Below are 13175 nucleotides of genomic sequence, written 5' to 3'. Positions count from 1 at the left end.
ACATCCGGTCAGAACGGATCATGGCGTGGAGCGCCTGAACGCAATCAGACCACGGCAGATGAGACCTTGAATCTGATGAAGATCCGGATGAACGCCTAGCGATCACATGCGATGTTGACCAGGTTACCGGTCAGGTCGCGCAGCGCTATGGGTGTTTGGATAATTGAACGGATACTGAATGGCTGAAGGCCGGCTGCTCGTTCATTCCACTCATGATCGATAGCCCCCGCAAAGCATCCGTCCAGCGGCTTTACCGGTAGTCGGACAGCTTGCTTCCGGTCCAGCTCCGGAAAGCTCGACGGAAATTGCTCACGTCGTTATAGCCGAGAAGGAAACCGATTTCCTTGGGCGTCAAGGCAGTGTATTCAAGGTACTGCAATGCCAGATCACGGCGAGTGTCATCGAGGATTTGTTGATAGCTGATCCCCTCTGCCTGCAACTGGCGGCGCAGGGTTCTGGGTTTCACCCCCAGCAGATCCGCCATGTCGTCCACCGGCGGAAAGTTTCCCGGCCTGTTGATCAACATATCCCGCACCTTTCTCTCCAGCGAATCGCGCTTGGATATTCTGCTGGATATCAACCGGCACTGTTGCTCGCATATCTTGAAGACTTCGGGATTGGCCAGACTGATGGGATCGTCGATGTGATCCGGGTCGAACTGGATCACATTCTTTTTCTGATTGAAATAAACGGGGCAATCGAATCGTTCCCGATAAACGGAAAGATCGCGCGGAGCATCATAGGTAACGCGCATTTCCAGCACGGGGAAATGCCGGTTCGTCAAATGAAATGCCAGCTCCATCGCTCTGCTGACATATTCCTCCACCGCAAAGGAGATCAAGTCATCCAGGGGATGGATTTCGGAAATCTCTACGCGCCAAAGCTTCTCGGTGATCGTGGAGACCGGTCGAATGATATGTTGGTTGAGCAGGCAATACTGGGCCAGGACTCCCCTTGACTGGCGCAGGGTCGAACTGCTCAGGGCCGCGTAACCCAGAACGCCGAAATCGCTGATCTTGAATTCCGATCCCAACGCAACCCCGATGAAATCGTTACCCGTCAACCGGATCATGTTGCTGATGATTTGACGGTAAACCGCGGAGGAGCCCAGGAAGAATCCCTGAATCTGCTCCTCCGTCAGTCCAGTGCCGCAAAGGACCTCCCGGCTGTCGAATCCGCGGGCGCGCATTCGGGCAAGGTAGAAAGCGATTCTGTTGCCGCCCAATTGCCCGCCCGCCATGTCGGCGTCCGCATTTGCCGTACTTTGTTCGTCCACTGGACCACGTCTCTTCATCTCCTTGAAGGGGAGCGCCGACGCTAACGAAATGCCGTCATACATGAGTGACTCCTCCTGTCATCGCGAACCCATCTCTTCGCGCAGTGACTGCTCAGACGACTGCACGCCTCATTTCCCAGTGCCTCGGAATAAGCGTAAATCGACTTTATTGGTTTAATGCGGCGATTGTAAGTGGCCGCCATGAAATTGTGAAAGTGTTATCCGGCCAATTCTCCATCGGCCAGGGAAGATCGCCCAACGTCCAGTCACCCCGGAGTCGCAAGGGATGTCGGCGTCGCTTTTCGTGTTCCGGCGACCCCATGGATGCGAAACATGACATCCAATCACGGCTGATGAACAGGCACTGCGGCCCAAATGCCTAAATTGACCCGAATTTTGTTATTTAGGCATTCAGGCGCAAGCCCCATCCACGACACCGCTCTCTATCATTTCGGCGTCACCACAACTTGCGCCTTGAATGGGGGCCGTTCCGAGCAGTGAATAACCGAATAAGCGATGGAGAGTTGTCCATGTCCAAAATTCCTTATGTCCGGCTTATCCGGAAATTTGCGGAGGAGACTCCGCAGCGAACGGCCATTGTCTGCGATGACGAATCCATTACCTGCGAAGCCCTGGAGAAACGATCGAATCGCCTGGCCCGGGCTTACGCCGCCCAGGGGGTTGCGGAGGGGGATGTCGTAACCGTTTGCCTGCCCAACGATGCGGAATATTTTTACGCCTGCGTCGCCATATGGAAGTTGGGCGCCATCCCCAACCCACTATCGACGGAACTGCCCACAACCGAGTTCGTGGCGATATTGGCCGAGGCCAAGCCGAGCTTGATCGTCGGCGTGCCCACCTTGCCTGGCTACAAGACGCTGCCGGCCGACTACGAACCGGACGAATCCTGTTCTGACGATCCGCTGCCGGAAAAGATTTCGCCCCATGAGCGGGCGATGACGTCCGGCGGCAGTACCGGGCGGCCGAAACTCATCATTCCGGCAAACCCAGCGCTTTATGACCAGCAGAACCCGCCGCAGCTATTCACGCCGGAAAGAGCCATTCTGGTTCCCGGCCCCCTTTACCATGCGGGGGGATACAGTACTGCGTGGGGCGGCGTCTTTTCCGGCGGATGTGCCGTCGTGATGCGTCGCTTCGATCCGGAACAGTGCCTGCATCTGATTGAGAAACATCGTATCGACCGGGTGTTCTTCGTGCCCACGATGCTGAACAGAATCTGGCGCCTGCCCGAAAAGGTACGCCTCGGCTACGACGTCTCGTCCCTTAAGTTTGTCGCCAGCGGCGGGGCGCCTTGTCCTCAATGGTTGTTCCGGGCCTGGATCGAGTGGTTGGGTCCAGAGCGCATGTTCGAAGGATATGGCCCCAGCGAACGCATCGGCAGAACTTTCATCACGGGCACGGAATGGCTGCAGCACCCCGGTTCTGTCGGCAAGGCCATGGATGGCTGCAAGATCCGGATTCTCGACGAGCACAGGAAGGACGTTCCTGTCGGCACCATCGGCGAAATCTACATGATGCCTGCGGCAGGAACAGCATCCACATTCATCTATCGCGGCGCGGAACGCCGGATGACGGAAGACGGATGGGAGTCCGTCGGCGACATGGGGCATCTCGATTCCGAGGGCTATCTCTATATTGCCGACCGCAGGACCGACATGATTCTATGTGGCGGCCGCAACATCTTCCCCGCCGAAATTGAAGCAGCGCTGAATTCCCATCCGGCAGTCAAGGCCAGTGTCGTCGTCGGCCTCCCTGACGACGACATGGGGCAAAAGATTCACGCAATCGTGGAAAACTCAAAGCCAGTCACGGAGGAGGCGCTGCGGCAACACCTGGAACATCTGTTGATCCGATACAAGGTTCCCCATAGCTTTGAGTTTGTCCAGATACCCCTCTTCAATGAAGCCGGAAAAGTGTGCCGCTCAGAGCTGCGGGCAGAGCGGGTGTCCAAGAGACTGCTCGCCATCAATCGCATGTCGTAGGCCGGGGCATGGGAAAAAGACATCTCAACGACATCGACAAGGCAGCGCTTGAAGAGATCAGACCGTGTGGAGCGGGCCTGCCGTCATGCCCCGGTGTCGGGTAGTCGAGCGATCGTTCGCATGGATCGACAAATGCGGTGCCGGGAGTTACTGGTAGCGCAGGGCCTCGATCGGGTCGAGCCGGGCGGCCTTCCTGGCCGGATAGAAGCCGAAGAAGATGCCCACCGCGGCGGCGACGCCGAAGGCGATCAGCACCGAACTGCCGGAAATCACCACCGCGGTCTTGGCGAGCATGTTCACCAGCAGGGCGCCGCCCACGCCCAGCGCCAGGCCGATCAGGCAACCCACCACCGAGATGATGATCGCCTCCAGCAGGAACTGCATCAGGATGTCGCGTTCCCGGGCGCCGATCGCCATGCGGATGCCGATCTCGCGGGTGCGCTCCGTCACCGACACCAGCATGATGTTCATGATGCCGATGCCCCCCACCAGCAGCGACACGGAGGCGATGGCGCCCAGCAGCAGGGACATCACGCGGGTGGTCTCCGCCGCCGAGTCGGCCAGGGCGGTCAGATTGCGGACAAAGAAATCGGCGTCCTGGCCTTCGCGGATGCGGTGACGCTGGTGGAGCAGGGCCGTCATGCCCTGCTCCACGCTGTCCATCGATTCGGCGGAGGCGGCCTGGACGTTGATCAGCCGCACCGAGCCCTGGAACTGGGTGCCATAGACCTTGCGCTGGGCCGTCGTCAGGGGGATCAGGATCGTGTCGTCCTGGTCCCGGCCGTCCAGGCTCTGGCCCTTGGCGGACAGCACGCCGAGCACGACGAAAGGACTGTTGCGGATGCGCAGCGACTTGCCGACCGGATCCTCGTCGCCGAACAGGCTCTGGGCCACCGTTTGGCCCAGCAGCGCCACGCGGGTGGCCGAGCGCAGGTCGGAATCGGCGAAAGGCGTGCCCGCCGCCAGATTCCAGTTGCGCACGTCCAGATAGCCCGGCGTGACGCCATACACCGAAGTGCTCCAGTTGTTGCTGCCATAGACCACCTGCGCGGTGCCCGGATGGATCGGCGCCACCGCCCGCACGCCGGGCAGTTCGGCGATCGCGTCGGCGTCGGCCACGGTCAGCGTGGGCGCGGCGCCACCGCCCATGCGCACGCCGCCGGAGGTGGTGGAGCCGGAGAGGACGATGAACAGGTTGGCGCCCATCGAGTTGATCGACTCCTTCACCGCCAATTGAGCGCCCTGGCCGATCGCCGTCATCAGCACCACGGCTGAGACGCCGATCACCATGCCCAGCATGGTGAGGAAGGTGCGCATCTTGTTGGCGCCCATGGCATGCCAGGCTTGGCCTAGTAGGGTGGTGATCATTTCAGGTACACCCCGCAACTAGGAACATCTGACGACAAATACGGCCTGGCATGCCATGGGCGCGGGGCGCCCTCGAAAGACACCCCCTCCCGGCCTCCCCCGCCAAGCGGGGGAGGCGACTGGTTTGTGCCCTGCGGGCAACTGATTGGAGGGCAGCTTCGCTCATGCGGGTTCTCCCTCATGGTCGTGGCCGCCGTCGTGCACGATCAGGCCGTCGCGGAAGCGCACCAGGCGTCGGGCGTGGCGGGCGATGTCGGGTTCATGGGTGACCAGCACCACGGTGATGCCCTCGCGGTTCAGCGCCTCGAACAGGGCCATGATCTCCTCGGAGGTCTGGCTGTCCAGATTGCCGGTCGGTTCGTCGGCCAGGATCAGGCGCGGCCGGTTCACCAGGGCGCGGGCGATCGCGACACGCTGCTGCTGACCGCCGGAGATGCGGTTGGGCATGGACTTGGCGTAGGCGCCGAGCCCTACCCTGTCCAGCATCTCGCGCGCCCGGGCGCGGCGCGTCTCGCGATCGATGTTGGCATAGACCAGGGGCAGGGCGACGTTGTCCTCCAGGCTGATGCGCGGCAGCAGGTTGAACCCCTGGAAAACGAAGCCGATCTGGCGTCCGCGCACTTGCGCCAGCTCGTCCTTGTCCATGGTCGACACGGCGCGCCCGTCGAGCCGGTATTCGCCGGCGCTGGGCCGATCCAGGCAACCCAGCAGGTTCATGAAGGTGGATTTGCCCGAACCGGAGGGCCCCATCACGGCGACGAATTCACCGGACTCGATCACGAGATCCACGCCCTTCAGCGCCGGGAAGGCACCGGCCGGCGTCTGGTAGGCCTTGGCCAGGTTCCGCACCTCGATGACGGTCTGCCGGTTCATCGTGTCAGAATGGGCGGAACTGCGGCCCCTGGGGCCCGCCGCTCTTGCCCTTGGCTTGGCCGTTCTCGGCGACGATGACCTGGTCGCCGGCTTTCAGCTCTCCCGCCAGCACCTCGGTGTTGCGGCCGTCGCTGATGCCGATGGTCAGGCTCACGGGCTTGATCTGGCCGCCGCGCAACACCCAGACCGTGCCGCTGGCCGCATCGCGCTTCTTCTTGCCCGGTTCCGGCTTGGCGCCGGGCTTGCCGGCGGCTTCCTGGGGCGCTTCGGCGGGCTTGAAGCGCAGCGCCGCATTGGATACCAGCAACGCGTCCTCGCGGTGGGCCACGCCGATGTTCACATACGCCGTCATGCCCGGCAGCAGCACCTGGTCCGGATTGTCGACGGCGATCACCACGTCGTAGGTCACCACGTTCTGCACCGTGGTCGGATTCAGGCGGATCAGCCGCACCACCCCGTGGAAGGCGCGGTTGGGAAAGGCGTCGACGTTGAAGTGCACCTTCTGGCCTTCGCGGATCTGGCCGATGTCGGCTTCGGCGAAGGCCGAATCGATCTGCATCTTGGACAGGTCCTGGGCGATCTTGAACAGGGTCGGCGTCTGGAAACTGGCGGCCACGGTCTGGCCCACGTCGATGCTGCGGTCCACCACCACGCCGGAAACCGGGGAGCGGATCACCGAATAGCCCAGGTTGGCGCGGCTGCGCTTCAGTGCCGCCATGCCCTGCTCCACCTGGGCCGCCGCCGTCTTTTTGGCCTGGATCGCCTGATCCAGTTCCTGGCGCGAAATGTACTCCTGGGCAAACAGGGACTGGGCCCGCTTTTCATTGACGCTGGCCAGGTCCAGGCTGGCCTGGGCCGATTTCAGATTGGCCTGGTCCTGGCCCACCTGGGCGGCGAACAGCACGTCGTCCAGTTCCGCCAGCACCTGGTCCTTTTGCACCCGGGCGTTGTAGTCCACGTGAAGTTTTTTCACCGTGCCGGACACCTGGGTGCCGACGCTGACCAGGATCACCGGATTGAGGGTGCCGTTGGCGGAAACGCTCTGGGTCAGGCTGCCCCGCACCAGCGACTGCTGCTTGTAGCGCTGCGCCAGGTCGTCGCCGCCGCGCAGGCCGAAAGCGGCGTAAAGCCCGGCCGCGACGATGACGAGGACGAGAGCCGGCCAGCGCCAGGCGAATTTGGATTTCATGGCGTCTTGCCTTCCTGCAAGGTTTCGATCAGTCCCACGTCGAGCGCGCCCATGGCCTGGGCCAACGCCACCCGGGCCACGTTCCAGTTGAACAGGGCCTGCACCCGTTGCTGGCGGGCGGAAGCCAGGGCACTCTGGGCGTTGAGCAGGTCCAGCAGGCTGCCCACCCCGGCCTCGTAGCGACCCCGCGCCACCTGGTCGGCGGCCTCGGCGCTGGCCAGCAGATCGGCGCTGCTGCGGGTGGTCTGGGTTGCGGTGGTGAGCGCCTGGTAGGCGTTCCAGACATCCTGCGCCACCTGCAGGCGCAGGCTTTCCGCAGTGGCCGCCCGGGCCTCGACCTGGGCCTCGGCGGCCCGTACCCGGTAGTGCGTGGCGAAGCCGGTGAACAGCGGCACGTTCAGCGTCAGGCCGACGCTGCCGCTGCGGGTGTCGCCCAGCCCGGCGGTATGCGCGTCACTGGCCGTCATTCCCAGGCTCAGGCTCGGCAGATGGGCGGCGCGCGCCGCATCGACGCTGGCGCGGGCGGCCTGGGCCTGGGCCAGCGCCGCCTGGAAATCGGGGCGCCGGCGTCGGGCCGTGTCGACCAGGGCATCGACATTCTGTTCGAAGTTTGCCGCCGGCTCGCCCTGGGTCAGGGTCGCCAAAGCCAGGGGACGCTGGGCATCGCGGCCGATCAGCGCGTTCAGCGCGCCCTGGGCCGTCTTCAGGCTGCCATCCGCGGCAATCCGGTTGAGCTGGGCCTGGGACCAGGCCGTGCGCGCCTGCAGCCGATCGGCGGGCGCGGCGCTGCCGGCCCGATAGCGGGCCTCGGCGGCGCGGAAACTGGTCTCGGCGGCCCGCTCCGAGGCCACGGCGGCGGCCAGCGCGGCCTCCAGCGCCTGGGCCTGATAGTAGGCCTGGGTCGTCGCCAGCAGCAGGGACTGCACGGTGGCATCCTGCGTGGCATTGGCGGCGGCCAGCAACTGGCGCGCATTCTCCAGCGTGGCGGCACGGCCGCCGAAATCGAAGACCAGCCAGGAGAGGCTGGCCGCCACGCTGCGCTGATCGCGATCGACGTCCGCAAGCCGGGCTCGTCCCGTGCCGGCCGTGGCGGAAAGACTGGGCAAATACGCGGCCTGCGCCACACCGACCTGGGCCGCCTGGGCCCGGGCGTTGGCCCAGGCCAGGCGGGTCTGGGGATTGGCGCAGAGGGCGCCGTCGATCGCCGCGGCCAGGGTCAAGGCCCCATTCCGTGGCGCGGGGGAGCAAGCGGCAAAGGGAGCGGTCCCCAACCCGTCGCCGGTTGCGAGGGGATCGAAGCCGCCCCCCGCCCAGGCGGGAAAGGCCAGACAAAGGATGGCCCAGGTCATCGGGATTCGTGCAGACATGGGGTACGAGTTTAACCTGCGGGCATGACTGTCCGCCGCGGGCCGGCGGCGGGGATTGTTACGGTCGGTAATCGCCACGATGCCCGCGGCAGGCCCGAAGCGTAGAATCGGCAGGCTTCCCGTCCGTTGTTCCACCGTGCTCGCCCATGAAGAAGAATCTCCTCCTGATCGTCCTCATCCTGCTTGCCGCCGGCGCGGCCTGGCTCATCGGCCGGCCGGCCTCGAAGCCGGCGCCGGCGCCGCAGACGGTACCGGTGGTGGCGGTGACGGCGAAGACCGCCGACATGCCCGTGATCCTGCAACTGACCGGCCGCACCGAGGCCCAGGAAACCGTGACGCTGCGTTCCCGCGTGGAAGGCCAGGTGCTGGCGGTGCCGTTCACAGAAGGTCAGCATGTGAAAAAGGGCGACGCGCTGGTGCGTCTCGATCCCGCCGACTACGCCGCGCGCTTCCGCCAGGCCGAGGCCCTGGCGCACAAGGCCCGGCTGGATGCGCGGCGCTACGAGGATCTGAAGGAGCGGGGTTTCGTCTCCGCGGAAAAACTGGCCGATGTCCGCGCGACAGCCGAAGCTGCGGCCGCGGCGGCCGAACTGGCGCGCCTGCAGCAGGACTACACCACGGTCAGGGCGCCCTTCGACGGCATCGTCGGCGCCCGCCTGGTGTTCCCCGGCGCCGCGGTGAAGGCCAACGACACCGCCCTGGCGGTGGTCAACCGGGTACGGCCGCTGAACGTCGCCTTCACAGTCGCCGAAAAGCATCTGCCCGCGCTGCGCGCCGCCTTCCAGGCGGGCACCCTCAAGGCCGCCATCACCGCGCCGGACGGCGAGGTGCGCGAAGGAAGGGTGCATTTCCTCGACAACGGGGTGGACCGCGCCACCGGCACCATCCAGCTCAAGGCCGCCTTGGCCAATGAGCGGGAAACCCTGCTGCCGGGACAGTTCGTCCAGGTGGCGCTGGTGCTCGACACCCTGAAGAACGTCGTGACCCTGCCCACCCAGACGCTGCAGCAGGGGCCGGCGGGCAGCTACGTGTACGTGGTCAAGACCGATCACAGCGTGGAGTTGCGGCCGGTGGAGGTGGCGGCGGCGGACCAGGAGCGGATCGCGATCACCAAGGGCGTCGCCGTGGGCGAGACCGTGGTCAGCGAAGGCCAGTTGCGCCTGGTGCCCGGCGCCGTGGTGCAGATCAAGGCCGACGGCAAGAGCGGATCGTAGCCGCTCATGGCAACCGTTTTTTCACCCTGGAGCATGAAGTACGCGGTTTGCTCGCCACGCCCGATCATTTGACCTGCCGTTTCAATTCGAATTCGTGATGTCACGTTGACCATGCAGCTGCCCGAACTTTCCATCCGCCGGCCGGTGATGACCACGCTGCTGATGGCGGCCATCCTCGCCTTCGGTTTCTTCGCCTATCGCGCGCTGCCGGTCTCCGAGCTGCCCAGCGTCGACTTCCCCACCATCTCGGTCTCCGCCAACCTGCCCGGCGCCTCTCCCGAAACCATGGCCGCGGCCGTCGCCACGCCCCTGGAGGCACAACTCTCCACCATCGCCGGGCTGGCGTCGATGAACTCGGTCAGCGCCCAGGGGCTGACCTCGATCACACTGCAATTCAACCTGGAGCGCGACATCGACGCCGCCGCCCAGGACGTGCAGTCGGCCATCGCCTCGGCCGCGCGCAGACTGCCCGCCGACATGCCGACGCCGCCGTCCTTCCGCAAGGTCAACCCGGCGGACTCGCCGATCATCTTCATCGCCATGTCCTCGGACACCCTGCCCCTGTCGGTGGTCGACGAATATGCCGAGACCCAACTGGCGCAACGCCTGTCCACCATTCCCGGTGTCGCCCAGGTGCTGGTGTTCGGTGCCAGCAAGTTCGCCGTGCGCATCCAGGCCAATCCTGACCAACTGGCCTCGCGCGGCATCGGCATCGACGAAGTGGCGCAGGCCGTGAAGGCCGGCAACGTCAACCAGCCCACCGGCGTGCTCGACAGCGCCCACCAGTCCCTGGCGATCAAGGCCAACGGCCAGTTGGAAGAGGCCGCCGCCTACCGTCCGTTGGTCGTCGCTTGGCGCAACGGCGCCCCGGTGCGGCTGGAGGAGGTGGCCACGGTGATCGACAGCGTGGAAAACCTCAAGGGCGGCGCCTGGTTCAACGGCAAGAAGGCCATGATCCTCGCCGTGCAACGCCAGCCCGGCGCCAACACGGTGGAAACGGTGGATGCGATCAAGCGGATCCTCCCCGTATTCAAGGAAAAGCTGCCGGCCTCGGTGGAGCTGCAGGTGCATTACGACCGCAGCGTCACCATCCGCCATTCGATCCTCGACGTGCAGTTCACCCTGCTCCTGGCCGGCTTCCTGGTGATCCTGGTAATCCTGCTGTTCCTGCGCAACCTCTCGGCGACGCTGATTCCCGCGGTCGCCCTGCCGATCTCGGTGGTCGGCACCTTCGCCGTGATGCACCTGATGGACTACAGCCTGGACAATCTGTCGCTGTTGGCGCTGACCCTGTCGGTGGGCTTCGTCGTGGACGACGCGATCGTGATGCTGGAAAACATCGTGCGCCACATGGAGGCTGGCGAGCCGCCGCTCCAGGCCGCGCTGCGGGGTTCGCGCGAAATCGGGTTCACGATCCTGTCGATGACCCTCTCGCTGGTGGCGGTGTTCATCCCGGTGCTGTTCATGGGTGGCATCGTCGGACGCCTGCTGCATGAATTCGCCGTCACCATCTGCGCGGCGATCCTGGTCTCCGGACTGGTATCGCTGACCCTGACGCCGATGCTGTGCAGCCGCTATCTGCGCCACGACGCCCAGTCGCAGCGGCACGGCGCCGTCTTCCGCGCCTTCGAGCGCTTTTTCGACGCCCTGCTGGAGGCCTACCGCAGCAGCCTGGCGTGGACGATGGATCGGCCGCGCCTGGTGATGGCCAGCTTCCTCGCCACCCTGGTCGCCACCGCCGGGCTGTTCGTCCTGGTGCCGAAGGACTTCCTGCCCGGCGGCGACGTGGGCTACATCATCGCTTTCACCGAAGGTCCGCAGGATGTCTCCTTCGCCGCGATGGCCGAACGGCAGCAGGTGGTGGCCGAAACGGTGCGCGCCAACCCCAACGTGGCCCGCGTGATGTCGGCGCTGGGCGCCAGCGGTCCCCGCCCCACGGTCAACACCGGCAGCATGTACATCGTGCTCAAGCCCACGGAAGAGCGCAGCGCCACCCCCGACCAGGTGATCCAGCAACTGCGGCCGGAGCTGGCGCAGATCCACGGCATCAAGGTGTTCCTGCAGAATCCGCCGACGATCAACATCGGCGGCCAGCTCACCTCGGCCCAGTACCAATACACTCTGCAGGACACCGACCTCGACGAGCTCTATCAGTGGAACGACACCCTGCTGGCGAAGATCCGCCAGCTGCCGGGCTTCGTCGACGTCAACAGCAACCTGAAGAACCAGAGCCCGACCCTGGCGCTGGACGTGGACCGGGACAAGATCGCCGCCCTGGGCCTGTCCTTCGGCCAGGTGGAAGACGCCCTGCAAAGCGCCTACAGCGCCCGCCAGGTCTCCACCATCTACGGCGCCACCAACCAGTATCAGGTGATCCTGGAAGTGGCTCCCCAATTCCAGGTCGACCCGGCGGCGCTCTCCAAGCTCCACGTCCGCGCCGACAACGGCCAGCTGGTGCCGCTCGACACCGTGGTCCGGGTCAGCCGCAAGACCCAGGCGCTGACGGTGAACCATCAGGGCCAGTTGCCGTCGGTGACCATCTCCTTCAATCTGCTGCCCGGCGTCTCGCTGGGCGAGGCGGTGGACCGCATCAAGACCCTGGAGCGGGAACTGCGCCTGCCGGTGTCGCTGACCACCAGCCTGCAGGGCACGGCGCAGGCCTTCGCCGCGTCGATGCAGGGGCTGGGCGTGCTGCTGCTGATCGCCGTGCTGGTGGTGTATATCGTGCTGGGCATCCTCTACGAGAGCTTCATCCATCCGCTGACGATTCTCTCCGGCCTGCCCGCGGCGGGCCTGGGCGCGCTGCTCACCCTGCTGCTGTTCCGCACCGATCTTTCCCTCTACGCCTTCGTCGGCGTGATCATGCTGGTGGGCATCGTCAAGAAGAACGCCATCATGATGATCGACTTCGCCCTGGAAAAGCAGCGCAACGAGGGGGTGGCGGCGCGGGAAGCGATCTTCCAGGCCTGCCTGATCCGTTTCCGGCCGATCATGATGACCACCATGGCGGCCCTGGCCGGCACCCTGCCCATCGCCATCGGCCTCGGCGCCGGCGCCGAGGTTCGGCGGCCGCTGGGCCTGGCGGTGGTGGGCGGGCTGGTGGTGTCCCAGTTCCTCACCCTCTACCTGACGCCGGTGATCTATTTCTACCTCGACCGCCTGGCGCAGCGCGTCAGTTTCAAGCCGACGGCAGAGGGCTGATTGATTTGATTGATCGCCCCCCGGCGGGGGGGCGATATGGCTCGCTGCGCTCGGATGTTTGGGGGCGCTTCGTGGTTGCACCGATAGGTTGCGGCTGGCGCCGGGAAAAGCTTGTTTTTTACGCTAACGCTGATCAAGTCCGTTCGTACTGTCGAAGTTCAAGCCGCACCGGTGTGACTTGTTCAGCGTTTTCCTAGACTGAAACCGAAACTCCAGCCATGACCGAAGGAATGACCGGTATGTCCAACTGCGATCTGTGCCTCAATCCGGGAGGCGAGTTGCTCTGGCAGGACGCCCTGTGCCGGGTGATCCGCGTCGAAGGCGCCGAGGGCGAGGCGTTTCCCGGGTTCTGCCGCGTGGTCTGGCACGCCCACGTGCGGGAAATGAGCGACCTGTCGCCAGGCGAACAGCGTCACCTGCTGAACGTGGTGCTGGCCGTGGAACTGGCGCTGCGCGGCCTGCTGCTCCCGGACAAGATCAATCTGGCCAGCCTGGGCAATGCGGTACCCCATCTGCACTGGCACGTGATTCCGCGCTGGACCGACGACAGCCACTTCCCGGCCCCCATCTGGGCCAGCCCCCGCCGCCCCGCGCACGTCCGGCGCTCGGTCCCCGCCAGCGACGCCTTGCGCGCGGCCCTGGAACGAGCCCTGGCGGAAATCCAGGGTGGAGGATGAGCCCCGC

Annotated in this window: 9 protein-coding genes; 4 read left to right on the top strand and 5 right to left on the bottom strand. The window is 65.0% G+C overall.

Annotation, left to right across the window (positions count from 1 at the left end; translation table 11 throughout):
* Window positions 1-250: 250 nt before the first annotated feature.
* Window positions 251-1339, bottom strand: a complete 1089-nt coding sequence (locus B9N43_RS12470) for an AraC family transcriptional regulator (protein ID WP_145842501.1) — start codon at window positions 1337-1339, stop codon at window positions 251-253.
* A gap of 467 nt (window positions 1340-1806) precedes the next feature.
* Here B9N43_RS12470 and B9N43_RS12465 point away from each other — a divergent pair, with 467 nt between their 5' ends.
* Entirely contained in the window at window positions 1807-3279 is a 1473-nt protein-coding gene (locus B9N43_RS12465; protein ID WP_145842500.1) for an AMP-binding protein, read from the top strand.
* Between the two features lie 147 nt (window positions 3280-3426).
* Here the strand turns inward: B9N43_RS12465 and B9N43_RS12460 are convergent, their stop codons facing one another.
* From B9N43_RS12460 to B9N43_RS12445, 4 genes are all read right to left on the bottom strand, one after another.
* Window positions 3427-4647, bottom strand: a complete 1221-nt coding sequence (locus tag B9N43_RS12460) for an ABC transporter permease (protein WP_145842499.1) — start codon at window positions 4645-4647, stop codon at window positions 3427-3429.
* A 162-nt stretch (window positions 4648-4809) separates the two neighbouring features.
* Window positions 4810-5520, bottom strand: a complete 711-nt coding sequence (locus B9N43_RS12455) for an ABC transporter ATP-binding protein (RefSeq protein WP_145842498.1) — start codon at window positions 5518-5520, stop codon at window positions 4810-4812.
* A gap of 4 nt (window positions 5521-5524) precedes the next feature.
* The gene (locus B9N43_RS12450) at window positions 5525-6709 is read right to left on the bottom strand and encodes an efflux RND transporter periplasmic adaptor subunit (RefSeq protein ID WP_145842497.1); all 1185 of its coding nucleotides are present in this window, start codon (window positions 6707-6709) and stop codon (window positions 5525-5527) included.
* The gene (locus B9N43_RS12445) at window positions 6706-7929 is read right to left on the bottom strand and encodes a TolC family protein (RefSeq protein WP_222428725.1); all 1224 of its coding nucleotides are present in this window, start codon (window positions 7927-7929) and stop codon (window positions 6706-6708) included. The genes B9N43_RS12450 and B9N43_RS12445 overlap by 4 nt, the downstream gene beginning before the upstream one ends.
* 293 nt (window positions 7930-8222) lie before the next feature.
* On the opposite strand from B9N43_RS12445, the gene B9N43_RS12440 reads away from it, so the two are divergent.
* From B9N43_RS12440 to B9N43_RS12430, 3 genes are all read left to right on the top strand, one after another.
* Window positions 8223-9290, top strand: coding sequence for an efflux RND transporter periplasmic adaptor subunit (locus B9N43_RS12440; RefSeq protein ID WP_145842495.1), 1068 nt, complete (start codon window positions 8223-8225; stop codon window positions 9288-9290).
* Window positions 9291-9401: 111 nt separating this feature from the next.
* A complete protein-coding gene (locus B9N43_RS12435) occupies window positions 9402-12491 on the top strand; it encodes an efflux RND transporter permease subunit (protein WP_145842494.1) in 3090 nt (1029 codons plus the stop codon).
* 239 nt (window positions 12492-12730) lie between these two features.
* Entirely contained in the window at window positions 12731-13168 is a 438-nt protein-coding gene (locus B9N43_RS12430) for an HIT family protein (RefSeq protein WP_145842493.1), read from the top strand.
* Window positions 13169-13175 lie beyond the last annotated feature (7 nt).

The organism is Denitratisoma sp. DHT3 (genome assembly GCF_007833355.1).
Taxonomy (GTDB): domain Bacteria; phylum Pseudomonadota; class Gammaproteobacteria; order Burkholderiales; family Rhodocyclaceae; genus Denitratisoma.
The sequence above is the reverse complement of the archived record's forward strand: the minus strand, read 5'-3'. Positions and strand labels throughout refer to the sequence as shown.